Raw genomic sequence first — 23,021 nt, 5'->3', positions numbered from 1 at the left:
TCCGGTCAAAAGTTGTGTCAGATTGTACGCAGTACCGCCGAGCTTAGACCATGATTGTCCAGACAGTAAACACAGTTCTTATGTCGCTTAGGGCTACGCTCTGGCTGTCCGGTACAGCAATAAATCTGTCTTGGAAGGTTAGTAAGTGGACGTACAAGAGCATCCGGGGGCGGCAGAAGCCGGATAACGACGACGCCTATCTCTCGGAACTGCCAGAGCTACGGAAGCTCGGACACACCCGGCACACCGGCGGGTTCTACGTCGGCCGCTTCTATCGTTCGGACTACTATGACGGGCTTTGGCAGGCCGGGTTGGAGCGCGTTTACACCGACGCGGAAAGCTCGGTGGTGATGGTCGGGAAGAAGAAAGCCGGGAAGTCGCAGAGCATCATCGCGGACATTCGGGCGCACGCACACCTCGACCCGGGCCGCCACCCGGACCTGATCGTGTACGACCCGGTAGGAGAGATTCAGCAGGCGACAGAGCCGTTCCTGCGCCGAATGGGCTGGGACGTGCGCGCCATCGACGTGGACCAGCCGGAGCGGGGACAGCAGTGCGACCCGCTGCAGGTGATCCGGCTTGGCATGCAGGGCTATGACTTCATGCTGGCGCTACTGGGCCAGTCGATCATCCCCAAGCCGGTCAAGAACCCCGAGAACGAGAACCACTTCCCCAAGGGTGCGCGGGCAGCCCTCATCGGCATGATCGCTTGGGAGCAGGCCAACAACCCGCACGGATGCACCCTGCAATCCTGCATGGAGCGGATCGTTGCGAAGCAGGACCACATCAAGGACCTGATCGACCTCATGCAGCAGTCGCCCTCGGCGCTGGTACGGAACAATGTCAAGTTCCTGACTATCATCTCGCCCAAAGAGTACGGGTCATTCGCATCGACCATGGCCACTTACTTCGGACCGTACATGTACGACGGGGTGATGGCGCTGAACCGCACCCGCGCCGATGCGGACGGTGTGTGCCTAGAGCCGGTCAACTTCCTCGACATCTTTCAGGGTAGCCGGAAGACGGCCATCTTCATCCGCACCGGCCTCTACGGCGACGAGCCGGGAGCCATCCTGCGGCTGATGATGAGCAACGCCATCAACACCAAGCGGTGGCTGCTAAACTCGCGCCCGCACGGCACGCCCTACGAGAAAGTGCGCGGCCTGCACCGGCCTCTGAAAATCTATACCGACGAGACCAAAACGCTGGGCAACTGCACGGCGTTGGTCGATGTGAACGACGAACTGCGCAAGGCGCGGGTCAACACGTTCACCTGCTGGCTGACGCGGGCGGACATCTACAACAATCTAGCCGGGGCAAAGAACCTGATCGGCGGTGCGACGCTGGTGCTGGCCGGAGGCTCGAACGACGCCGAGACCAACGCCGACTTTTCCAAGCTGATGGGCGAAAAGCGGGAAGAAAGTCAGGGCCGGAGTTACAGCCGCTCTGGCTCCACGGAAAGTTACCACGAACAGTTCCGGCCGCTGATGAACATTCACCAAATTCGGAATGTGCCGCGGTCAAAGAGGATCGTCGTGATGGATCAGATTCAGTTTCTGCCACATAACACTTTCGACTTTAAGAAAGGTGTGGCACGGTACTGAGGCACTGCGGCGTATCGTGAGGTGCGCTGGTGACGGGCGCTGGCAGGTGTACAGAACTTCGTTCTCCATAGCCGCCGAGAAACACAGGCTCGGCCAGTGCAGCCCCCATTTGGGGGCTCTTCTATGCCCCCAGCCCTTCTTCCTGTTCCTGTGCGGCCTCGTTCTCCAAAGCCTCGGCCAGCTGCTCAAACCCGGTGGCCTGAGCGGCATCCCTGGCCTCGTCCAGCGTGATCTCCTCCGCCTTGTAGGCTGTCCAGACTGCCTCAGGCGTCAGACCGTCCAGCTTGCCCGTCCGCGTTGCCTCAATGGCTTTCTCGGCCTGCTCCATCTCAGCCAGAGCCGCCTTCTGCTCGGCGGCGCTGAGCCACGCATAGTTCGGATGGCCGGGTACGTTCTGGGCCTGCGGCCGGGTGTGCTGCTCCCACTGCTCGCTGGTGCGCTGGGCCTCGTCACGGTTGCGGACGTGCACGGCGTGCTCCTCGCGCCGGTCGTCCAGCCTGCTCTGAGCCGCTACCGCATCCTTCCGTGCCTTGGACTGCCAGCCGCGCACAGCAGACGGCAGAAACGACCATGAAGGCGCCTGGTAGCCTCTCAGCTGCGCCGTACCGTTGACGTGACCGTGGGTATGCCGTCGCTCGAATCCCTGCTCCTGCTGCATCAGGATGGCGGCCGACCGCGCGGCCTCATCGGACCGCTCCTGGGCCGTTTCCTTCCACGACAGGGCTGTGGTCAGCAGCTTCCGCTGACTCTTGGTCTCCCTGAGCCGCTGAGACAGCTGGTAGGCGCCGCGCACCTTGGCGACGACGGACACCGGCTCCGGTCCGGCGACAATGCGGCCAGGCCCGTCCGGCTCGGCATCCTCACGTTCCCTGATCTGTGCCACTTTGCCAGCCATCTCGTCCTCCTGCACAAGCTCCTGCTCGTGCGCGGACGCGGGGGATTCGGGGAGCTCGTGTGTGGGGGCGTCTGAGGGCGGCAGTTGTCCGGCAAGGTCGGACGATTCAGGCACCGGCACCTCTTTCTGCGCCGCGCTCTGGTTTTCTGCGCGCCGGTCAAGTTCTGTGCGCGCCGCTTGCTCCGCCTCGATGACGTGCTGCGGCCTTCGGTCAACCTTCGCCTCGATGCCAAGCCTTTCCAGCTCGTCGTTGCAGACATTCTCCCATGTGGCGCGAAGGCGCTCCGTGCTGCCTTTTCGCGTCGTCCCGAAAACCCGTTCCCCGGTTTCCCGGTCCGCGTCTACGAACACAAAGTGGCAGTGCGGATTGTGGGTGTCCCAATCCTGCAACGTCAGAAAGTACGATGCTTTCAGGACTCGCTTCTGCTCGCCGTCCCATCGGTGGCTGATCTTGTTGCCGAAGCGCCGCAGGGTGTGAAGGGCCTGCGCCTGGTCCATCTCCTTCGGGACCGCGATGATAAACTTATCACAGACCCGTCCGTTCTTTCGGATTGAAGCCTCGCGCTCGTCCATAAACCGCTGCACGGCATGGCGGTGGCGGGGCATCCCCTCAGACGCAATGGCGTGGGTCGCTGACTTTCGGGTGATGTATCGGACGTGCGCCGAGGCGGTCCCTGCCGCCTGTTTCGCCTTGCCGATGAAGGCATGTTTGAAAGTGAAAACAGCCATTTATGGCTTACCTTGACACAGCTTAAAGCGAAGCTCCCCGCATTTCGCACAGCGAAATGCATAAGGGCGTCCTACCCTGTGTCATGCTGCTGCTAACCCATCCCCGCTCCTAGCTGCCACCTAGTGGCAAGGGAGGGCGCGGCGGGTTACGCTCAGGGTGGTTGGGCCACGAAGTTCCGGGTTTGCCGTGTCTATCGAACAACGCCGCAAAAGTAATTTTGAGCGCTACGCCGAATTCTACAGCTGGCCGGAAAAAGAGCAAAAAAAGTGGCACGAGGAACTTTTAAAACGTATTCGGACGTTTCCGCCTGAAGCAAGAATGTACGTTCACCACATAGAAGCAACTACGATGCTTCACCTCGGGGCCAGCATCTTCGAAGTTTGTTATATGCTAGGCAAAACTAAAGATTGGGTGGAGGACATCGATTTTAAGCGCCGAACTTATGAGCCAATATCTTTTCATCCAGAGGTTTCAGAAAAAAGCACGTAGGCGGAATTTACAGTCCCCGAAACCAGTTCTCGCTTAAAGTCGGCACTTTGCTTTTTCCTCCGCCAAATGGCCGCTCGTGGCAGATAAAAGACATTAAAGACAATTATAAAATAATGGAGGAGGGTAAGATTAGGTCGTTGAGCGACCATGAGGCTTGGCGCATGTCGCGGCTCAACAAGCGCTTGGACCACACCAAGGAATTCTGGATGGAGCCTAAAAAAGCTAGCTATTTCAAAGCCCTACCGCTCATAATGGAAATGTTCGACAGCGACGGATTTCCCAAAAGAGTCAGGGACTTGTCAAAAATTCCCGCGTCGCGACATGCTCCGTTCAAAAAACCTAGCAAACTCAAGGTCTTCCCCAAAAAGCGCCGTTTGACGAAGCGCCCTTCAAAGATTTGATTAGCCGGGCCAGCGCAGACAGCGCCGGAACGGAGTAACCCACGATGCTCAAACGAATTTTGACGCGCACCGTCATGGTGCGTGGACGGGACGTTGTGCCCGTTTCACGAACGCCGCCCTCGGGCCTGTCGATCATCCCGCCACAAGAAGACGGCAGGTACATCATCGGCAATGAGCGGTTCTCTTCCGAACCGATCACCAGCCCGGCGTTCCGGGTCCACGGTTCCCTGCGCACCAACCTCGGGCGCAGCGGTGAGGCGGCCATTCTCACGGCGGGCACCTACTACGGCGTGGAAGACGGCCTGAACCGCCTTCAGTTCACGCGCGGCGCCTTCCTGGCCGGCTCGTCCCGTGGTCACCATGACTGGTGCAAGGGCTGGCCGGTGGTGATTGTCCAGACGCCCCGCGACCTCTTCGCGGTCTACCTCGATCTGCGGCAGGGGAAAGGGCTTGGTTGCTACCAGGTCGAACGGGCAAGGGTTCGGAACGTGGAAATTTCCGAAACCGTGACCAAGCGCCGGACGGTCTGGCGGTGAGCCTCGCGCTCACGCTGATCAAGCTCTCCGTACAACTTACCCTCGCCATCATGCAGTTAGGCATCAGCATGCTTTTGCTGGTGGTGAGGGCGCTTGGCCGGATGGCTTCCCGCAAACTTTCGGAAAGGGCTTCCCATGGGCAAAGCAGACGGAGTTTCAAGGGACATTACCACCGGACACATTCTCGCGGTCGGCGCGGTGGCCGCTGGGGCTAACTACGCGGCGGTGAAGGCCGGATACGCGCCGTACCTCTACTGCGCCGGGAGCGCGGTGGTGGAAGGCTCAGGCATCGCGGCCTGGTACTACACCCTCGGCTTCGGCACCGCCGTCGTCGCCGTGGTCGTGGGGGCCTTCAAGGGGTTCTCCCACGCGCTCAAGTGGCTGGTCCTGCTGGTGGTGCTGTGCGCGCTGCCGGGCTGGCTGGAACAGGGGTTCAAGCTCGGCGGCGAGTGCCCCGGCGAAGTGTACGTGCCGCCGCCGCTGCCGGACAAGGACGACGCCCCGCCGGTTCGGATGCGGGAGCCGTCCGGCTGGCCCATCGACACCCACACGCCCTGAAATTCTTCACGGGAGGGGATTCGCTCCTCTCCTGTCTCTGCTAACGTGGAGGCGAATATGGCTGACCCGAGTAAAATTCCGGTGGACCAGCTGAACATCATGCGAGCTGAAGTCGCCCGTGAGCACGGCATCACGCTTTATGCGCAGTACAACGAACAGCGCGCCGCACACTTTTTAAAACTGGACCTATCGACAGTGCGGCGAAACCGACGCGCCGGGCGCGTGCCGTATGTCCAGTACGGCAACGGCGGCGTCCGGTTCCTGGGCGTGATGCTCTGCGACTACATCCTGTTCGGTGCGGACGCGGTGCGGTTGTGGGGTGGCGAGACGCCGGACGAAGGCCAGGCCGCCGATGCTGCGGAGTAAGGGAGGGGACGGTGGCAAAGTACGCCAAGCGGGATGAGTATCGGGTTGGCATCTACTATCTGGGCCAACGCGGTGGCTCGCCCGCTTGGTATCGCTGCTGGACCGAGTGCACGACGCCGAAGCGGGTGTCCCTCAACACCACCGACTTCGAGGAGGCCAAGCGGCTCCTGAATGAGTGGTTCGTCCTCAACGTCCGGCCCGAGAACGCCCCGCTCGGCGACGTGAAGCTCTCCGACGTGCTGCTCACCTACTACGACGCACACGCCAGCAAGCTGCCCTCCAAAGGCTCCCAAAAGACCTACTACAACGTCTGGCGGGCGTTCTTCGGTGAGGACACCGTGGCGCAGGCAACCAAACCGCAGCGGCAAGCCGCGTTCCGCGCCTCCCTGCTCGCTCGCATGAAGCCGTCCAGCGCCGGGCGGGTGGTGACGTTTGGCAAGGCCGCGCTGAACCGCTCCTACAAGCTGGGGGAGCTGGCCGCCCTCCCCTACGTCCAAGGCATCGCGGACGGGCCGGGACAGCCCAAGAAGGGGCGCCGGCTGACGCTGCCGGAAATGAAGGCGCTGTTCGAGGCCGCGCGCGGGATGGAGCCGCACATCACCCGCTACCTGTGCCTGCTGCTCGGCACCTCGGCGCGGTCCGGCGCACTGTTCGATCTCCGCTGGTCGCAGGTGGAGCTAACCACCGGCATCATCGACATGAACCCGCCGGGTCGGGTGCCGACAAAGAAACGGCGCGCGGTGATTCGCGCCTGCCCGTACCTGCTGGAACGCCTGCGGGCATGGCACCGGCAGGACGGGGGAGAAGGCTTCCTGATTCGCTACCACGGCAAGCCGGTGGCTTCGATGAAGACGGCCTGGCATCGCCTACGTGATTCGGCGGGTCTTAGGAACGATGAGCTGGGGGACGTGACGGCGTACAGCTTCCGCCACACCACGGCCTGGTGGTGCCGGTCACAGGGGGTGTCGAAGTGGGAAGTTGATGCCCTGCTGGCGCACTCCAAGGGCACCACGGACATCTACGCCGACGCGGACCCGACCTACATGCAGGCCAGCCGGCGGGCGGTAGAAAAGCTGTTTCAGCAGGTGGTCAAGCTGCCCATGGCAGAGAGGCGAACGACCCCAACTTGCCAGAAACTTGCCAGTGGGCGTGGTGGGCGCGACAGGGATCGAACCTGTGACCCTTCGCGTGTGAAGCGAATGCTCTCCCGCTGAGCTACGCACCCGAGCCCCGCCTGCCGCTCGGGAAAGGCGGCAAGGGCGCCGCAAACGCGGCGTGAGGGCCGTATACGTCGGGTCGGGGCGCGCGTAAAGCGCCTTGTTCGCGGGAATGCGGCTTGTCGGATTTGTCCGTCAGCTTGTCTTGTTCTGTCCAACGAATCGGACTAGTGAGCCGTACCGTACCGTACAGTACGGCTCAGCCCCACGGTTCATGTCCGCCAGCGCCGCCATCCTCGACACGCCCTCGGAGACGCCGTCCCTGCGCCAGCAGGCGGTGCTCGATGCGGTGCTGTCGCTGATCGTCGAGGGCGGCGATCCGCTGACCATGGATGCGGTGGCACGCCGCGCGAGCTGCTCCAAGGAGACGCTCTACAAGTGGTTCGGTGACCGCGACGGGCTGCTGACCGCGACCGTGCGCTGGCAGGCCTCGCGGGTCCATACGGGCCGGTACGAGATCGACGCCCTCGACGCCGCGACGTTGAAAAAGAACCTGCAGGACTTCGCCGAATCCTGGCTCTCGGTGATCGCGAGCCCGACTTCGGTCGCGCTCAACCGCATCGCCGTGGCCCATGCCGGCTCGCACAAGAGCAACCTCGGCGCCATCGTGCTGGCCAACGGCCGCTTCGCCATCGGCGAGCGGGTCAAGCCGGTTCTGGAGGCTGGCCGTGCCGCCGCACTGCTGGCCTTCGACGACACCGAGGCCGCGTTCCGGACCTTCTTCGGTCTGGTCGGCCGCGACATCCAGATCCGACTCCTGCTCGGCGACGCGCTCTCCCTCGACGCCGCCGACATCGGACGCGAGGCGGCGCACGCCGTCGCGCAGTTCCTGGCCCTCTACGGCCGGGCGAACCCCTAAACCCAGAAAGAAGAGAGGACACCCCATGCGCGTCTATTACGATCGCGATGCCGACCTGAACCTGATCAAGGGCAAGAACGTCGTCATCGTCGGCTACGGCAGCCAGGGCCACGCCCACGCGCTCAACCTGCGCGATTCCGGCGTGAAGGACATCGTCATCGCGCTGCGCGAGGGCTCCGCCACCGCCAAGAAGGCCGAGGCCGAGGGCTTCAAGGTGATGTCCGTCACTGAGGCCGCCAAGTGGGGCGACGTGGTGATGATGCTCACCCCCGACGAGCTGCAGGGCGACATCTACAAGGAGTCGCTGGAGCCGAACCTGAAGCAGGGTGCCGCCCTCCTGTTCGCCCACGGCCTCAACGTGCACTTCAACCTGATCGAGCCCCGCAAGGACCTCGACGTGCTGATGGTCGCCCCGAAGGGCCCCGGCCACACCGTGCGCGGCGAGTACCTCAAGGGTGGCGGCGTGCCGACGCTCATCGCCATCGCCCAGGACGCGTCGGGCAACGCCCACGATCTGGGCCTGTCCTACGCCTCCGCCAACGGCGGCGGTCGCGCCGGCATCATCGAGACGACCTTCAAGGAGGAGTGCGAGACCGACCTGTTCGGCGAGCAGGCCGTGCTGTGCGGCGGCCTCGTCGAGCTGATCAAGGCCGGCTTCGAGACGCTGGTCGAGGCGGGCTACGCCCCCGAGATGGCCTATTTCGAGTGCCTGCACGAGGTGAAGCTGATCGTCGACCTCATCTACGAGGGCGGCATCGCCAACATGAACTACTCGATCTCGAACACCGCCGAGTACGGCGAGTACGTCACCGGCCCGCGCATCGTCACGCCGGAGACCAAGGCCGAGATGAAGCGCGTCCTCAACGACATCCAGTCGGGCATCTTCACCCGCAACTGGATGCTGGAGAACAAGGTCGGCCAGACCTCGTTCAAGGCCACCCGCGCCAAGCTCGCCGCCCACCCGATCGAGGAAGTCGGCGCCAAGCTCCGCGGCATGATGCCGTGGATCTCCGAGAAGGCCCTCGTCGACAAGTCCAAGAACTAATTTGGGATTTTTAGGCCGTGCTTCGCTCGGCCTCACCGTCCCGCCGGGGCCGGCGTCGCGTAAGCGGTGCCGGCCTTTTTCGTGCGGCATCACGGGCATTTTGCCCTTCGACGCTCGGCCGCCGACGTGCCAAAAGGGCCGCGCCCGCGCGAGACGGGCCGGACGATAAGGAACGGGAGGACGAGAATGGAATCGCTCTACAGCGGGGAGCACCGCGCGCTCCAGGACGCGTTCGACACCCGCAAGCTCGCCGACTTCCTCGACAAGCACCACGTCCAGCCGGCGATCGGCGAGATGGAGCGCGGCTTCATCGAGAGCCGCGATATGTTCTTCCTCTCCACCGTCGATCCGGACGGCAATCCGACCGTCTCTTACAAGGGCGGCCCGACCGGCGTGGTAAAGGTGCTGGGGCAGAACGAACTCGCCTTCCCCGGTTTCGACGGCAACGGCATGTTCCTGTCGATGGGCAACGTCGCGGGCCAGGGCAAGGTCGGCCTGCTGTTCATCGATTTCGAGACGCCCCATCGGCTACGCGTCCAGGGCACCGCCCGGATCGTGCGTGACGATCCCCTCCTCTCCGAATGGGCGGAGGCGAAGTACGTCGTGCGCGTCGACGTCACCAAGGCCTGGGTCAACTGCCCGCGCTACATCCACAAGCACACCAAGGTCGAGCAGAGCCGCTACGTCCCGAAGCCCGACGCCGAGACCCCGCTCGCCCAGTGGAAGCGCCTCGATATCGTGCAGGATGTCATCAGCGACGACGACAAGGCCCGCGTCGCCCAGGAAGGCGTGCTCGACCTCGATGCCTACGGCGCCAAGGTGATGCGGGGCGAGGGCTAGAGCATCGGCCCGAAAGGTGGTCGCCGGCTTTCGGAAAAAGCCGATGCGGCACAAAGACCTAGCGCATCGTCTTGGATACGATATCCAGGACGATGCGCTAGCAGCCGGCCTCGACAGGTGGCGTCAGGCCAACGGCCGGCGCCGCGGGTTCGGGTTGCGGTCGTACTCGCCCTCGCCGTGGGCGGCCTTCTCGTAGGCGGTGACGATGCGGCGCACGAGGTCGTGGCGCACCACGTCCACGTCGCGGAAGCGGACGCGGCCGATGCCCTCGACGCCGTCGAGCACGTTGACCGCCTCGACCAGCCCCGATTTCTGCCCCGGCGGCAGATCGATCTGGCTCGGATCGCCCGTGATGATCATGCGCGAGTTCTCGCCCAATCGCGTCAGGAACATCTTCATCTGCATGGAGGTGGTGTTCTGCGCCTCGTCCAGCAGCACCACGGCGTTGGTGAGCGTGCGCCCGCGCATGAAGGCGAGCGGGGCGATCTCGATGATACCGGTCTGCAGGCCGCGATCGACGTGGCGGGCCTCCATGAAGTCGTAGAGCGCGTCGTAGATCGGCCGCAGGTACGGATCGACCTTTTCGCGCATGTCGCCCGGCAGGAAGCCGAGTCGCTCGCCGGCCTCGACCGCGGGGCGCGACAGGATCAGCCGCTCGGCATGGCCCTGCTCCAACAGCGAGACCGCGTGGCCCACCGCGAGCCAGGTCTTGCCGGTGCCCGCGGGCCCTTCGGCGAACACGAGTTCGTTGGCGCGCAACAGCTTGATGTACTCGCTCTGCGCCGCGTTGCGGGCGCGCACGGCGCCGCGCTTGCGGGTGGCGATCTGCTCGAACTGCTCGCGGCCGGGATCGTCGACGGCGATCTCGGCGGAGGGGAACAGGTTGCCCTGGACGGTGACCTCCTGGATCACCCCGTCCACGTCGCCGAGCGTCAGCGGCGTGCCGCCCTTCTGCACGCGGACATAGAGCCGCTCGAACACCCGCCGGGCTTTTTCGGCCGCGTCGGGGGCGCCCTTCAGGACGAGATGGTTGCCGAGCGCCGTGCCGGTGATGCCCAGTCGCCGCTCGATATGGGCGACGTTCTGGTCGTACTGGCCGAAGACGAGGCTGGCGAGGCGGTTGTCGTCGAAGGTCAGCGAGACCTCGACGGTCTCGGCGAGGCCGGGGCGCCCGGCGGAGGGGGCTTTGCCGCGGCCGGCGGGGCCGCGGGCGGACGCAACGTCAATCGGCACTCAAGAGATTCCTGCCTCGGTGCCCCTTATATAGGTCACGCGGCGGCGGCCGCATCGGGCAGCAACTCGCCGAACAGGCTGTTCGAGCCCGAGCGCACGATCCGCACCGGGACCAGGGTGCCGATGGTGGAGGCGGGCGCATCGAACTGCACCGCCTGAAGCTGCGGCGTCTTGCCCGCAACCTGCCCCGGATGGCGCCCGGTCTTCTCGACCAAGATCTCCGTCACCGTGCCGACTGCGGCCTCGTTGAAGGCGTGGCGCTGGGCGTCGAGCAGTTTCTGCAAGGCTGCCAGCCGCTCGGTCTTGACGCTCTCAGGGACCGCATCCTCGCGCTCGGCCGCGGGCGTGCCGGCGCGCGGGCTGTACTTGAACGAGAACGCCGCTGCGAAGCCGATGTCGGACACGAGTCGCATGGTGTCGGCAAAATCCGCATCCGTCTCGCCGGGGAAGCCGACGATGAAGTCCGACGACAGCGCAATGTCGGGGCGGGCCCGGCGGATGCGCTCGATCAGCCGGCGATAGGCGTCGCCGGTATGGCGCCGGTTCATCGCGTGCAGGATGCGGTCCGAGCCCGACTGCACCGGCAGATGCAGGTAGGGCATCACCAGCGGGTTTTTTTCGTGCGCGATGATGAGATCATCCGCGAAGTCGTTGGGGTGGCTCGTGGTGTAGCGCAGCCGCAGCAGACCCGGCACCCCGGCCAGCGCGTCCATCAGGACGCCCAGCGTGGCGGGCGCGCCGTCGGCCCCGTCGCCGTGATAGGCATTGACGTTCTGGCCGATCAGCGTGATCTCGCGCACGCCCTCAGCGACGAGGCGGCGCGCCTCCTCGACCACCGCCGCGACCGAGCGCGACACCTCGGCGCCGCGGGTATAGGGCACCACGCAGAAGGCGCAGAACTTGTCGCAGCCCTCCTGCACCGTCAGGAAGCCGGTGACGCCGCGGTTGCGCCGCGCGGGCAGGTGGTCGAACTTGTCCTCAAGCGGGAACTCGGTGTCGACGACGCGGCCCTCGCGGGAGCGGCGCAGCAGGTCGGGCAGGCGGTGATAGCTCTGCGGGCCGACCACCACATCGACCGCCGGGGCGCGGGAGAGGATTTCGCGCCCTTCCGCCTGCGCGACGCAGCCCGCCACGACGATCTTCGTCTCCCGGCCGGCTTCCGCGCGCTCGCCCTTCAGCACGCGCAGCCGCCCAAGCTCGGAATAGACCTTCTCGGCGGCTTTCTCGCGGATGTGGCAGGTGTTGAGGACGACGATGTCGGCCTCCTCCACCGCCTCGGTGGCGGAATACCCCTCGCCCGCCAGCACGTCGGCCATGCGGCCGGCGTCGTAGGCGTTCATCTGGCAGCCGTAGGACTTGACGTAGGCTTTCTTCACGATCGCGGACCCTGCCGCCCTCACGGGCGGCGACATCGTTCGAAACGAACTATTTTCGGCTGCCGCGCCCTGTAGCACGCTTGCGCCCGAAGGACGATCCTTTCGGCCCTCACGGGAGCCTCAGCCTTGAATCTGCAGACCGATCCCGCCTTCTTCGCTCTGCTGACCGGCAGCTTCCGGCGCCTCGTCGGGCGTCCGCTCGTGCCGGAGGCAGGCTGCGATGCCGCGTGGCTCTTTGGGCAAGCCCCCTTCGCGGTGCTGGCCCACGACACGAGTGCCGACCCGCTGTTCGTCTACGCCAACCGGGCGGCGCAGATCGCCTTCGGATACGACTGGGACGAGATCGTCGGCCTACCCTCGCGGTTCTCGGCCGAGGCGCCGGAGCGGGCCGAGCGCCAGCGCCTGCTCGATGCGGTCGCCCGCGACGGGTTCGTGAGCGATTACCGCGGCATCCGCATCGCGAAATCGGGCCGCCGGTTCCCGATCACGGACGGCATCGTGTGGCAGCTGGTGGATGAGGCGGGCCGGGTCCGCGGGCAGGCGGCGACGTTTCCGGTGGGAGGCTGAAACGCGCTGTCATTCCGGGGCTCGCCAAAGGCGAGAACCCGGAACCCACGACTGGCCGCGACGCCTTGTTCAGCGTCGCATCACGGGTGGATTCCGGGTTCCGCTGCGCGGCCCCGGAATGACGGCGGTGGATGGGGAGGGCGTGGGCGGCTCCGTCGCGTCATCCGTAGGGGTCGCGCCCTGGATCGCGTCAGTTCCGCCTCGCGATGACGGGGAGGCGTGGGACCGACCGGCGCAAAAAACTAAACCGCCGCGATCCCCGGCGCCGACACGTCGGCCCCCTCGTGTGCCGGTGCCGTCGCTGGCCGCACCGGCCCCGTCCCGCCCCGGGTCTCGCGTAAGCTCCGCCGCACCGCCGCCTCGGCCTCGGCGGTGGCGCGCTTGCGGTCGGTGGCGGCGTCGAAGGGGATCGGCGGGCTCCAGGCGATGTGGACGTCGATGGGGCCGCGGGTCGCGAACAGGCCGAGATGGGGCGCGAGTTCCATGTCGCCGTACCACGCCACCTCCGGCCGCTCGGCCCGCGTCACCGGCAGGCCGTTGCGGCGGGGGTAGCTGAGCGCCAGCGGCTGCAGTCGGATGCGGGCCAAGCCCCCCGTCTCGGCGGCGAGCGCCGCGCGGGCGGCGCCGACGAGCGAGGAGCGGAAGGGCAAGAGGTGCAGCCCGTCGCCGGTGGTGCCCTCGGCGAACAGCACGATCAGGTCGCCGTTGGCCAGACGCTCTCCGACGGTCGCGTTGACGTGGGCCGTGGCCGTGCGCTTCGCGCGCTCGATGAACACCGTGCGCTGGAGTTTGGCCAGCGTGCCGATCACCGGCCAGCCCTCGATCTCGGACTTCGCCACGAAGGAGAGCGGGCGGAGCGACCCCAGCGCGACGATGTCGAGCCAGGAGACGTGGTTGGACAGCACGAGCGCCGGCTCGCCGGGCGGGGGCGGCGTGCCGCTCTGCGTCACCCGCACCGAGAACAGGCGTAAGAAAAGCCGGTGGAACCAGACCGGGATGCGCGCGGCGAGCCGCCCGCGGCCGAAGCGCAGGCTCAAGGCTTGCGGCAAGACGAGAAGCACGAAGGCCAGCGCCTGTATCGCCAGCCGTAGGCCGATGCCGGGCCGCGTCATCGGGTAAAGATCGGGCCGATCACGCGAGTGCCGCGCTCATGGTGAGCGCCGTGGCCCGGCTGCCGTTGGGCAGCGGGTAATAGCCCTTGCGCTCGCCGATCTTCACGAAGCCGGCCCGGGTGTAGAGCTTGAGCGCCGGGGCGTTGCCCTCATCCACCTCGAGATGGACCGTGCGGATGCCGGAGAACGCCAGCGCGTTCATGTGCTCGCGCAGCAGGCGATGGCTGTGGCCGCCGCCGCGGACGGAGGGCGCCAGCACGATGGTGAGGATCTCGGCCTCGTCCGCGGCTTTCCGCGAGAGCACGAAGCCGATCACCGAGCCGCCGCGGCGCAGGGCATGCGCCTCGGTCGAGCGCTCGCACAGCATCCGCTCGAACTCGTGGGCGGCCCAGGGCCGGGCGAAGGCGGTGGCGTGCAGCGCCTCCAGGGCCGACGCTTGGTCCGCGTCGCGCAGGGGGGCGACGTAGGGCGTGGCGCCCCAGGCGTCCCACCACGCCGACCACCAATCGAGGGCCCAGAACGGGGAGAGGGGCCGGTTCATGCCCGCGCGATCCTGGCGTGGTCCTGCGGCCGGGCATCCGGCCCGCGAAGGTAGAGGGGGCGCGGCAGGGCCTGCGCCGGGTCGGCGACGAGGCCGAGCGAGGCGACCCAGGCGATCTGCGGCGCGCCGGTGGCGGCGACCTCGACCGACAGGCCGGCCTCCGTCGCCGCAGTTGCGAGCGCTGCGGCGCCCGTGCCGGTGAGGATCGTGCGGCGCCGCCCGAGCAGGGCCACGGCATCCGCGATGGACACGTGCTGCGGCGGGATCACCACGCCTTCGCCGACGCTCATCGCCTGGAGATAGACGGCGCCGTGGCGCGCATCGATGGCGGCGGCGATCAGCGCCTCGCCGTCGAGCGCCAGTTGCGGCGCGAGGAGCGCCGAGAGCGTGGTGACGCCGACGACCGGGATGCCGGCGGCGAGCCCGACGGCGCGCGCCGCCGACAGCCCGACCCGCAAGCCGGTATAGCTGCCGGGCCCGACCGTGACGGCGACCCGCGACAGGCTGGCGAAACCGCCGTCCATCCGCGCCATCACCCGCTCGATCAGCGGCAGCAGCGCCTCGGCGTGGCCGCGGTCGAGCGGCATCGACTCGTCCGCCAGCAGGTCGTCGCTCGCGTCGGTGGCGATGCAGGCGGCGCAGGCGTCGAGCGCCGTATCGATGGCAAGGATCCGCAAACCGTCACACCCGCCGACGGGCGTCCATCGGACGATCCGCCGGTTTTTTCGATGAACCCGAGCGGAGCGCCGGCCGGCGCCCCGTGCCGGTCACTCTAAGCCGAAAAGCACGGCCGCGTCAGCGCGTCCGCCCGCGGCCTCCCCAGGAAGGCGCGCCGGTGTTGCCGAAGAGCAAGCCGGCTTCAGACCGCCTGGACCTCGCGGACCGAGGGGAGGAAGTGGCGGAACAGGTTCTGCACGCCCTGCCGCAGGGTCGCGGTCGAAGACGGGCAGCCCGAGCAGGCGCCCTTCATCTCCAGGTAGACGATGCCGTCACGGAAGCCGCGGAAGGTGATGTCGCCGCCGTCACCCGCCACCGCCGGGCGCACGCGGGTCTCCAGCAGGTCCTTGATAGTCACGACCGTGTCGTGGTCGGCCTCGTCGTAGAACTCGTCGGCCGTGTCGTCCTCCTCCAGCACCGCGCCCTCGGCGAGCACCGGGCGGCCGGACTGGAAGTGATCCATGATCGCGCCGAGCACGGCGGGCTTCACCTGCGGCCACTCGTTCACGCCGTCCGCCTTGGTGACCGAGATGAAGTCGTGCCCGAAATAGACGCCCGAGACGCCCGGCACCGCGAACAGGGCGGAGGCCAGCGGCGAGCGCTCGGCGCCTTCGGCGTCGCGGGCCTCGAAGGTGCCCTCGGGCAGCACGACGCGGCCGGGCAGGAACTTCAGGGTGGCGGGGTTCGGCGTGGCTTCGGTCTGGATGAACATGAAAGGATTCCTCGTGTCCGCTGGCGCCGGTTCAAGGCCGGCCGGGAACGGCTGCGGGCTTTTCGAGAGTGTCCGCCGCCGTCTTCCATGTGGACCGGGGCGCCTGGATTCTCAACCGCGCTCCCCGCGTTGATCGCGGACGGTCGCGGTTGCATGATGGGTCTCCTGCTCCTGTGACGCGATTCGCCATGGATACCGCCTTCGCCGACCCGCAGACCGCGCGCATCGCCGCCTTCCTGTCCGGCATCGGCATCCCGGTCGAGCCCGCCGACCTGCCGGGGCGCTGCTTCGTGCCGGGCATCCGCATCGAATGCGGGCGGCTCCTCGTGGACGAGGCGCGCATGACCTATCCGGGCGACCTGCTGCACGAGGCCGGGCACATCGCGGTGATGACCCCGGAGGTGCGGGCGCGGCGCAGCCTCGACATCAGCCAGAACATGGGCGACGAGATCGCCGCCATCGCGTGGTCCTGGGCGGCGCTGACCCATCTGCGGCTCGACCCCGCGGTGGTGTTCCATCCGGGCGGATATCGCGGGTCGTCGGCGTGGTTCGCCGAGCTGTTCGGCTCAGGGACCGCCCCCGGCCTGCCGCTGCTGCAATGGATGGGGCTGACCTACGACGCGACGACGGCGCAGGCCCACGGCGCCCTGCCCTTCCCGCACATGCGACGCTGGCTGCGCGAGGCGCCGGAGCCGTTGCCGGACGAGGCCATCGACAAGCCGGCCGACATCGGCTAGAGGGCGGCCCAACTCACAACAGGATGCCGAAATCCTGACGCCCGACGCCTTCAGCGACGGGCTCAACGGCCGGAGCTTACCATGAACGTCATCGAGCAGCTCGAGCGGGAAGAGATCGCCCGTCTTGCCAAGACCATCCCGGATTTCGAGCCGGGCGACACCGTGATCGTCAACGTCCGCGTGAAGGAAGGCGAGCGCACCCGCGTCCAGGCCTACGAGGGCGTCTGCATCGCCCGCGCCGGCGGCGGCCTCAACGAGAACTTCACCGTCCGCAAGATCTCCTACGGTGAGGGCGTGGAGCGCGTCTTTCCCGTGCACTCCCCGATGATCGATTCGATCAAGGTGGTCCGCCGCGGCAAGGTCCGCCGCGCCAAGCTCTACTACCTGCGCGACCGCCGCGGTAAGTCCGCCCGCATCGTCGAGCGCAGCGACCGCGCCGCCAAGGGCGAGAAGAAGCCGGCCGCCGCCGCCGAGTGATTTTTTGGGACTTGTTCCCGCGCCGGTGGGGGCATTCCCGATCCAAGAAACCCGCTCCGGGATGCCCGGGGCGGGTTTTTCATTCGGCAATCGGCGGATCGTCGGATCGCGCATTCTTCCGTCGCGCACGCGTTGCACCCATACTCGCGGGCGATGCCCGAACTTGAGCAGACCCACACGACGGCCCGGCCACCGATCCCCGATCCGGTGACGGCGCGCGCCGTCCGCGCGTTCCTTCACCGCATCGAGGGGCGCTATCCCGTGCGGGACATCATCCTGTTCGGAAGCCGCGCCCGCGGTACCCACACGGCCGAGAGCGATGCCGATCTCGCCGTCGTCCTGAGCGGCAGCGGCAGCCGCGACGAGCGCGGCGACGTGTCCGGCGAGATGGCGGAGATCGCCTTCGACGTGCTGATGGAGGCCGGGCTCCTCGTGCAGGCCTTCCCGCTCTGGGAAGAGGAGATGCGGCACCCGGACCGCTTCGAGAATCCGGCTCTTCTCGCCAACATCCTGCGCGACGGGGTGAGGTTGTGAGCGACCTCGCCGCGGCGCGGGATTTTCTGCGCAAGGCCGAGACGGCTCTGGCAGCGGCCGACCTCCTCCTCAAGCCCGGCGTCACCGAAGGGGCTTGCAACCGGGCCTACTACGCCATGTTCGACGCCGCGCGGGCCGCGCTTCTGGTGCGCGGCCATCGGACCGACGAGGCGAGCAGCAAGACGCATCGCGGTCTCATCGCGGCCTTCGGTCTGATCCTCGTCCGGGACGGCATGGTCGATCCGGCACTCGGACGCGCGTTCAACCGCATGCATGACATCCGCGTCCGGGCCGATTACGCCAGCGGAGCGCCGACCCTCAAGGATGCCGATTGGGCCGTGTCGCGCGCCGAAACCTTCGTCGCCGCGTTGCGGGAGCAGTTTTTCGCGCCGTAGCCGGTGCCGCTAGACAATCGTCCTGAATATGAAATTCAGGACGATTGTCCAAGTTTCTGTGCCGCATCGGCTTTTGTCCGAAAGCCGGTATCCACCTTTCGGGCCGATGCTCTAAGGCCGAGCCTCCGCCGTAGCCGCCCCCGGCAGGGCCTGCGGCAGGGGGCCGAACGATTCGTAGGTCTCGATCGAGCGCAGCGCCGCCTCGCGGGCGGCGACGTTCTCGCCCGGCCCGCCGGTCAGGATGCGCGAGACCGTCAGCGCCGCAACGTAATTGCTCAGATAGGCCTGCTCCTTCGCCAGGATCGCCTTCAGCGCCTTATGCTTGCCGATGCTGGCGTCCAGCAGCTTCTTCGTGCCCGCATCCGCCCGCGCGATCGTGCTGACCGCGCCGTAGGCCGCGACCAGCCCCAGGATGCGCTGGGCCTCGATCGGGTTCACCTTGCAATCGATCTGCCCGCAGAGATTTCGAAGGATCTTCGATGGGTGGCCGGCGGGGGCGGCATTCGCCCCCCATTTCACCGTGAGCAGGCCCAGGCGCAGGCCGAGTGCGGCGGATTTCTCGTCGATGCCGTTGAAGGTCGTCAGGATCAGGTCGAGGTAGCGGCGGTTGCCCGACGCACCGTAGGCGCCGGCCAGGAACTCGTAGTCCTTGGCGGTGGTGAAGCCCGCTTCCGTAATGTCGGACAGCGTCAGCAGCCGCATCGCCTTCAGGCGTTGGAGCAGCGATCCCGATTCCGTCGCCGCCGCGAAGCGCTCGGCGTCCTCGGTGAGGCCGGCCCGCAGCAGCCCCGCCAGGACGAAGACGACCGCGCCCTTGTCGCCCGGCGCGGCGAGGATGCGCGCCCGCTCGGTCGGCGAGCGCAGGAACGTCTCGGCCAGGTACCCGATCGGCGGCATGCCGACGTTGAACGTCCCCGAGGATAGGCCGGACGAGAGGGCGAGCACCTGATCGGTGCAGCCCGGCGACTTCGTCTTGAACTGGGTGAACAGGCAGGAGCCCGGCTGTGGCGTCTGAGCCTCGGCGCCCCCGACGAGGCCGGCAAGGGCGAGGCCGGAGGCCGCGATCAGGCGGGTGAGGGACGACATGGCAGGCCTCGAACCGGGGCCCCGAGCGAAGCGCGGGCGCCGCGAAGGGAAAGACAACCGTAGAATGCCGTTTCCCCGCGCGGCGTCGAGTGTAGCCGGGCCACAGGCTGCCCCGGTTCGCCGCGGCCGGCGCGAGCCTCACCCCCGCCGCAGCGCCTCCAGCACCTTGCCGCCCGGCCGTCCAGTGGCCGGCATGCCGAGCCGGCGCTCGATGTCCTTGATCGCCTCGCGGGTTTTTGACCCGACCTTGCCGTCCGGCTCGCCGACATCGTAGCCGCGGGCGATCAGGCGCGATTGCAGGTCGCGGCGCTCGGCGCGCGACAGCGGCGGATCGTCGGTCGGCCACGCGGCCTGGACCCCCGCGCGCCCGCGCAGGCGATCGGACAGGACCGCGATGGCGAGCCCGTAGGATTCGGCGGCGTTGTAGGAATAGATCGCGTCGAAGTTCTTGGTCACGAGGAAGGCCGGGCCGTCGATGCCCGCGGGCGCGATGATGCCGGCCGGCCCCTCGCCGGTCAGCGGGCGCCCGTCGATGCGGGTGACGCCGAGCGAGGACCAATGGCCGACCGCGTGCTTGTTCTTGCGGCCGGCCGCCCCGACGTTGAAGCCGCGCGGCAGCTTGATCTCGTAGCCCCAGGGCTGCCCGTTCGACCACTTGGCGACGCGCAGGAAGTTGGCGGTGGAGGCCACGGCATCGGCCACCGAATCGACCACGTCGCGCCGCCCGTCGCCGTCGCCGTCGACGGCGAGCCGCTGGTAGGTCGTCGGCATGAACTGGGTCTGGCCGAAGGCGCCGGCCCAGGAGCCGGTCAGCCGCGAGGCCTCGATGTCGCCCCGCTCGATGATCTTGAGCGTCGCGATCAGTTCGCCGCGGAAGAAGTCGCGGCGGCGGTTGCCCGAGCAGGCGAGCGTGGCGAGCGACTGCACCAGCGGCATCTTGCCGAGATTCTTGCCGAAGTTCGATTCGACGCCCCACACGGCGGCGATGGTATGGCGATCGACGCCGTAGCGGGCCTCCGCGTTCGCGAGCGCCCCCGCGTGCTGGCGCATGGCGGCGCGCCCATCCTCGACCCGCTCCTCATCGACCAGCGCCGACATATAGTCCCAGATCGGCGTCTTGAACTCGGGCTGGGCCTGGGACAGCTCGATCACCTTGTCGTCGTAGCTGATCCCGCTGGTCGCCGCCCGGAAGGTCTGGGCCGAAACGCCAGCGCCCGCCGCCTGGGCCTGGATGCCGGCGAGGCAGGACTGGAAGTCGGCCCGCGCGGAGGTGGAAATCAGGCCTGCGGCGAGCGCGAGGGCGATCAGGCTGGCGCGAGGGGTCGGCGTCGGCATGGTCGGGTGTTCTCCGGCGGATCGCGTGACTCTTTGGGGCAGATTCAGGCGACACGAGGGTTAACGAAGCGTGAGGACGGCTCATCCGCGCCGTCGCACCTCGTTCACGAATTGACGCCGCCGCCCTTCTCGGCTAGCAGGCGCGGACGAACGGGGCTCCTCAGCGGGGCCCCGCGTCGTTTTCATGCGCACCCGCGAGCGGCAACGTCCGCTCTGTCGCCCTCGTGACGGCTCCGGCCGGAGGGAAAGGAGGGCGCGTTCCTCGATAAGTCTTGTTCCAGAGGAACAGCGAATGTCCAAACGCGTCCAGGCGAAGCACAAGCTCGATCGCCGCATGGGCCAGAACATCTGGGGCCGCCCGAAGAGCCCCGTGAACCGCCGCGAGTACGGCCCCGGCCAGCACGGCCAGCGCCGCAAGGGCAAGATGAGCGACTTCGGCACGCAGCTGCGCGCCAAGCAGAAGCTCAAGGGCTATTACGGCAACATCACCGAGAAGCAGTTCCGCCGCTACTACGCCGAGGCGATCCGCCTGCGCGGCGACTCGGGCGAGAACCTGATCGGCCTGCTGGAGCGCCGCCTCGACGCGGTGGTCTACCGCTCGAAGTTCGTCGCGACCCCGTTCGCCGCGCGCCAGTTCGTCAACCACGGCCACGTCAAGGTCAACGGTCGCCGGGTCAACATCCCGAGCTACCAGGTCAAGGTCGGCGACCTGATCGAGGTGAAGGAAGCCTCCCGCCAGCTCGAGATCGTGGTCGTGGCCTCGCAGCTCTCCGAGCGCGACGTGCCGGACTACATCGAGGTCGATCACCAGAAGATGACCGCCCGCGTGACCCGCATCCCCGGCCTGTCCGAGGTGCCCTACCCGGTCCAGATGGAACCGAACCTCGTCGTCGAGTTCTACTCCCGCTGATTTTTTCCGGACCTCGTCCGGATACGGAAAGGGCCGCCCCTCGGGGCGGCCCTTTCTCGTTTGGGTTGCTCACCGTCATTGCGAGGCGAAGCCGAAGCAATCCAGGGCGCGTGCTGCTCGAACAGAGCGAGCCCGCGCCGACGAGGCGGCAACGCGAGCGCTCCGGCCTGATCGTGCGGAGCGCTGGATTGCTTCGGCTCGCCTCGCAATGACGAGTTTGGATCGGGGCCCGAAGCGATCAGCCCGAGACGGGCATCAACCGAACAACCGGCGAAAGAAACCGCCGCGGCCGTGCCGGTACGACCGGCCGCCGAGCCGGCGCAGGGCCTCCTCGGCGGGGACCAGCGGATGGGCGGCGTACATCCGGGCGATGCCGGCCGCGTCGTTCGGCATCGCCGAGAATTCGCGGACGATGGCGTCGTAGTTCTTTTTTAGTACCCGCGACGACGGATCGAGCCCGGTGACCACCACGAGGCCGGTGGGCGCGCAATCGACCGGCATCACGGTGAGGTCGGGCCGGTACTTCGCCAGGATCGGCACCACCTTCCAGACGTCGCCGGTCCACCAATCGGCGTAAGGCGTGCCCTGGCTGCGCGCATGCGCCTGCATCGGATCGCGCTCGGCCATCGGTTCGGCGAGCGGCAGGCAATCGTGCAGGCAGAGGATCGAGTCGCGCCGGGCGATCGCCTCGGTGTTCATGAAATCGCGCAGCAGGAACTCGAACAGGTGCATGCCGTCGAGGAAGGCGAGGTCGATGCGCCCGCCGAGCTGGCGGCGCGGCTGCAGGTGCTCGAAGAACACGTCGCTCATCACCTGATAGAGCGACACCCGCGTCTTGTTGGCCCCGATATTGGCCGCGAGGGCGAATTCCGGGTCCACCCCGATGCCGTGGCGGCAGGCGACCTGCGCGAACACGGTGCCGCGGGCGACGCCGATCTCGAGGTAGCGCTCCACCGCCGCGTTGCGGGACAGGCGGGCCAAAAATTTCTCATAGTGCAGCCCCGTATGCGGGCCGAACTGCGTCGGGGCGGTCGCGTCCATGGGCCTTGGCTCAGAACCGCTCGGCGATCAGGGCGTCGGATTGCGGCGCGGGCTCGGCCTTCGCCAGCGCCCCGCGCAGCTGCGCCACCGCCGCCGCCGGATCGGTGCCGACGAGGTAGTTGAGGTCGAGCCCCTCGCGGATGAAGCCGTGGCCGCGCATGTGGTCCAGCAGCGTGATCAGCGGGTCCCAGAAGCCGTTGACCGACAAGAGCAGGATCGGCTTGGCGTGCTGGCCGAGCTGCGCCCAGGTCATCTGCTCGACGAGTTCCTCCAGCGTACCGATGCCGCCGGGGAGCGCCACGAAGGCGTCGGCGCGGTCGAACATCAGCTTCTTGCGGGTGTGCATGTCGGAGACCACGACGGTTTCCTGGATCGCGTCGAGCATGCGCTCGCGCGACTTCAAAAAATCCGGGATGATGCCGGTGACGTGGCCGCCGGCATCCAGGGCCGCCTGCGCTACGGTGCCCATCAGGCCGACATTGCCGCCGCCGTAGACGAGGCGGATGCCCTCGCGGCCGAGCGCGGCGCCGAGCGTGCGCGCGGCCTCGGCAAAGGCCGGATCGCCGCCGAAGCCGGAGCCGCAATAGACGCAGACCGAGGTGAGACGCTCCATCACAGGCTCCCGAAGGCGTGCAAAACCACGTCATGCGCACGGAAAAGTGCTGAGTAACCACGCGAATCCGGTCGATAGGCGGGTTCGAGCTTTGG

26 protein-coding genes, 1 tRNA gene and 1 pseudogene are annotated in these 23,021 nt (G+C 67.1%); 16 read left to right on the top strand and 12 right to left on the bottom strand.

Annotated elements, in window-relative coordinates; all coding sequences use genetic code 11:
* Window positions 1–50: 50 nt before the first annotated feature.
* Window positions 51–1,604, top strand: coding sequence for a type IV secretory system conjugative DNA transfer family protein (locus AAHG03_RS08695; RefSeq protein ID WP_342150212.1), 1,554 nt, complete (start codon window positions 51–53; stop codon window positions 1,602–1,604).
* 121 nt (window positions 1,605–1,725) lie between these two features.
* Here the strand turns inward: AAHG03_RS08695 and AAHG03_RS08690 are convergent, their stop codons facing one another.
* A complete protein-coding gene (locus tag AAHG03_RS08690) occupies window positions 1,726–3,228 on the bottom strand; it encodes a hypothetical protein (RefSeq protein ID WP_342150211.1) in 1,503 nt (500 codons plus the stop codon).
* Between the two features lie 187 nt (window positions 3,229–3,415).
* On the opposite strand from AAHG03_RS08690, the gene AAHG03_RS08685 reads away from it, so the two are divergent.
* The 6 genes and pseudogenes from AAHG03_RS08685 to AAHG03_RS27085 form a co-directional block, all read left to right on the top strand.
* Complete coding sequence (locus AAHG03_RS08685; protein WP_342150210.1) at window positions 3,416–3,718, top strand: hypothetical protein; 303 nt, start codon at window positions 3,416–3,418, stop codon at window positions 3,716–3,718.
* A 137-nt stretch (window positions 3,719–3,855) separates the two neighbouring features.
* Window positions 3,856–4,119 carry a hypothetical protein gene (locus AAHG03_RS08680; protein ID WP_342150209.1) on the top strand — a complete coding sequence of 88 codons (264 nt, stop codon included), beginning with the start codon at window positions 3,856–3,858 and terminating at the stop codon, window positions 4,117–4,119.
* 44 nt (window positions 4,120–4,163) lie between these two features.
* A complete protein-coding gene (locus AAHG03_RS08675; RefSeq protein WP_342150208.1) occupies window positions 4,164–4,655 on the top strand; it encodes a hypothetical protein in 492 nt (163 codons plus the stop codon).
* Window positions 4,656–4,853: 198 nt separating this feature from the next.
* Window positions 4,854–5,213 carry a hypothetical protein gene (locus AAHG03_RS08670; protein ID WP_342150207.1) on the top strand — a complete coding sequence of 120 codons (360 nt, stop codon included), beginning with the start codon at window positions 4,854–4,856 and terminating at the stop codon, window positions 5,211–5,213.
* A gap of 81 nt (window positions 5,214–5,294) precedes the next feature.
* A complete protein-coding gene (locus AAHG03_RS08665) occupies window positions 5,295–5,579 on the top strand; it encodes a hypothetical protein (protein WP_342150206.1) in 285 nt (94 codons plus the stop codon).
* A 398-nt stretch (window positions 5,580–5,977) separates the two neighbouring features.
* Window positions 5,978–6,601: pseudogene (locus AAHG03_RS27085) on the top strand (tyrosine-type recombinase/integrase); the annotation flags it as partial.
* Window positions 6,602–6,729: 128 nt separating this feature from the next.
* On the opposite strand, the gene AAHG03_RS08660 reads toward AAHG03_RS27085, so the two are convergent.
* Window positions 6,730–6,804 (bottom strand) — tRNA-Val (locus AAHG03_RS08660).
* A 206-nt stretch (window positions 6,805–7,010) separates the two neighbouring features.
* Here AAHG03_RS08660 and AAHG03_RS08655 point away from each other — a divergent pair.
* The 3 genes from AAHG03_RS08655 to AAHG03_RS08645 all read left to right on the top strand — a co-directional run bounded on the left by AAHG03_RS08655 (window position 7,011) and on the right by AAHG03_RS08645 (window position 9,540).
* On the top strand, window positions 7,011–7,655 hold the full coding sequence (locus AAHG03_RS08655) for a TetR/AcrR family transcriptional regulator C-terminal domain-containing protein (protein ID WP_342150205.1): 645 nt from the start codon (window positions 7,011–7,013) through the stop codon (window positions 7,653–7,655).
* Between the two features lie 25 nt (window positions 7,656–7,680).
* Window positions 7,681–8,700, top strand: coding sequence for a ketol-acid reductoisomerase (gene ilvC / locus AAHG03_RS08650; RefSeq protein WP_342150204.1), 1,020 nt, complete (start codon window positions 7,681–7,683; stop codon window positions 8,698–8,700).
* Between the two features lie 186 nt (window positions 8,701–8,886).
* Entirely contained in the window at window positions 8,887–9,540 is a 654-nt protein-coding gene (locus tag AAHG03_RS08645; RefSeq protein WP_342150203.1) for a pyridoxamine 5'-phosphate oxidase family protein, read from the top strand.
* A 123-nt stretch (window positions 9,541–9,663) separates the two neighbouring features.
* Here the strand turns inward: AAHG03_RS08645 and AAHG03_RS08640 are convergent, their stop codons facing one another.
* Together AAHG03_RS08640 and miaB are read right to left on the bottom strand one after the other, a co-directional pair.
* Window positions 9,664–10,773 carry a PhoH family protein gene (locus AAHG03_RS08640; RefSeq protein ID WP_342150202.1) on the bottom strand — a complete coding sequence of 370 codons (1,110 nt, stop codon included), beginning with the start codon at window positions 10,771–10,773 and terminating at the stop codon, window positions 9,664–9,666.
* Between the two features lie 35 nt (window positions 10,774–10,808).
* Window positions 10,809–12,149, bottom strand: coding sequence for a tRNA (N6-isopentenyl adenosine(37)-C2)-methylthiotransferase MiaB (gene miaB / locus AAHG03_RS08635; protein WP_342150201.1), 1,341 nt, complete (start codon window positions 12,147–12,149; stop codon window positions 10,809–10,811).
* A gap of 126 nt (window positions 12,150–12,275) precedes the next feature.
* Between miaB and AAHG03_RS08630 the strand changes: the two genes are divergently transcribed.
* Complete coding sequence (locus tag AAHG03_RS08630) at window positions 12,276–12,716, top strand: MEKHLA domain-containing protein (RefSeq protein WP_342150200.1); 441 nt, start codon at window positions 12,276–12,278, stop codon at window positions 12,714–12,716.
* Window positions 12,717–12,958: 242 nt separating this feature from the next.
* Here the strand turns inward: AAHG03_RS08630 and AAHG03_RS08625 are convergent, their stop codons facing one another.
* From AAHG03_RS08625 to AAHG03_RS08610, 4 genes are all read right to left on the bottom strand, one after another.
* Window positions 12,959–13,828 carry a lysophospholipid acyltransferase family protein gene (locus tag AAHG03_RS08625; protein ID WP_342150199.1) on the bottom strand — a complete coding sequence of 290 codons (870 nt, stop codon included), beginning with the start codon at window positions 13,826–13,828 and terminating at the stop codon, window positions 12,959–12,961.
* Window positions 13,829–13,847: 19 nt separating this feature from the next.
* Window positions 13,848–14,369 carry a GNAT family N-acetyltransferase gene (locus AAHG03_RS08620; RefSeq protein WP_342150198.1) on the bottom strand — a complete coding sequence of 174 codons (522 nt, stop codon included), beginning with the start codon at window positions 14,367–14,369 and terminating at the stop codon, window positions 13,848–13,850.
* Window positions 14,366–15,046, bottom strand: a complete 681-nt coding sequence (tsaB, locus tag AAHG03_RS08615; protein WP_342150197.1) for a tRNA (adenosine(37)-N6)-threonylcarbamoyltransferase complex dimerization subunit type 1 TsaB — start codon at window positions 15,044–15,046, stop codon at window positions 14,366–14,368. The genes AAHG03_RS08620 and tsaB overlap by 4 nt, the downstream gene beginning before the upstream one ends.
* Window positions 15,047–15,228: 182 nt before the next feature.
* On the bottom strand, window positions 15,229–15,798 hold the full coding sequence (locus tag AAHG03_RS08610) for a NifU family protein (protein ID WP_342150196.1): 570 nt from the start codon (window positions 15,796–15,798) through the stop codon (window positions 15,229–15,231).
* 188 nt (window positions 15,799–15,986) lie between these two features.
* Here AAHG03_RS08610 and AAHG03_RS08605 point away from each other — a divergent pair, with 188 nt between their 5' ends.
* From AAHG03_RS08605 to AAHG03_RS08590, 4 genes are all read left to right on the top strand, one after another.
* Window positions 15,987–16,535 (top strand): hypothetical protein, encoded by a 549-nt coding sequence (locus AAHG03_RS08605; RefSeq protein ID WP_342150195.1) that lies wholly within the window; start codon window positions 15,987–15,989, stop codon window positions 16,533–16,535.
* A gap of 81 nt (window positions 16,536–16,616) precedes the next feature.
* A complete protein-coding gene (rplS, locus tag AAHG03_RS08600; RefSeq protein WP_342150194.1) occupies window positions 16,617–17,012 on the top strand; it encodes a 50S ribosomal protein L19 in 396 nt (131 codons plus the stop codon).
* A gap of 153 nt (window positions 17,013–17,165) precedes the next feature.
* Window positions 17,166–17,546, top strand: a complete 381-nt coding sequence (locus AAHG03_RS08595; RefSeq protein WP_342150192.1) for a nucleotidyltransferase domain-containing protein — start codon at window positions 17,166–17,168, stop codon at window positions 17,544–17,546.
* On the top strand, window positions 17,543–17,941 hold the full coding sequence (locus AAHG03_RS08590) for a HEPN domain-containing protein (protein ID WP_342150190.1): 399 nt from the start codon (window positions 17,543–17,545) through the stop codon (window positions 17,939–17,941). Before AAHG03_RS08595 ends, AAHG03_RS08590 begins: the two co-directional genes overlap by 4 nt.
* A gap of 111 nt (window positions 17,942–18,052) precedes the next feature.
* Here the strand turns inward: AAHG03_RS08590 and AAHG03_RS08585 are convergent, their stop codons facing one another.
* Together AAHG03_RS08585 and AAHG03_RS08580 are read right to left on the bottom strand one after the other, a co-directional pair.
* A complete protein-coding gene (locus AAHG03_RS08585; RefSeq protein ID WP_342150188.1) occupies window positions 18,053–19,027 on the bottom strand; it encodes a hypothetical protein in 975 nt (324 codons plus the stop codon).
* A 138-nt stretch (window positions 19,028–19,165) separates the two neighbouring features.
* Window positions 19,166–20,362 carry a lytic murein transglycosylase gene (locus tag AAHG03_RS08580; RefSeq protein WP_342150186.1) on the bottom strand — a complete coding sequence of 399 codons (1,197 nt, stop codon included), beginning with the start codon at window positions 20,360–20,362 and terminating at the stop codon, window positions 19,166–19,168.
* A 292-nt stretch (window positions 20,363–20,654) separates the two neighbouring features.
* Here AAHG03_RS08580 and rpsD point away from each other — a divergent pair, with 292 nt between their 5' ends.
* Entirely contained in the window at window positions 20,655–21,272 is a 618-nt protein-coding gene (gene rpsD / locus AAHG03_RS08575) for a 30S ribosomal protein S4 (RefSeq protein WP_091950033.1), read from the top strand.
* Window positions 21,273–21,527: 255 nt separating this feature from the next.
* Here the strand turns inward: rpsD and AAHG03_RS08570 are convergent, their stop codons facing one another.
* Window positions 21,528–22,313 carry a class I SAM-dependent methyltransferase gene (locus tag AAHG03_RS08570; protein ID WP_342150184.1) on the bottom strand — a complete coding sequence of 262 codons (786 nt, stop codon included), beginning with the start codon at window positions 22,311–22,313 and terminating at the stop codon, window positions 21,528–21,530.
* A 10-nt stretch (window positions 22,314–22,323) separates the two neighbouring features.
* Window positions 22,324–22,926, bottom strand: coding sequence for an LOG family protein (locus tag AAHG03_RS08565; RefSeq protein WP_342150182.1), 603 nt, complete (start codon window positions 22,924–22,926; stop codon window positions 22,324–22,326).
* Window positions 22,927–23,021 lie beyond the last annotated feature (95 nt).

This window comes from Methylorubrum subtropicum (assembly GCF_038442325.1).
Taxonomy (GTDB): Bacteria; Pseudomonadota; Alphaproteobacteria; order Rhizobiales; family Beijerinckiaceae; genus Methylobacterium; species Methylobacterium subtropicum.
Note: the sequence above shows the minus strand (reverse complement) of the source record. Positions and strands in the feature narration are given on the sequence as shown.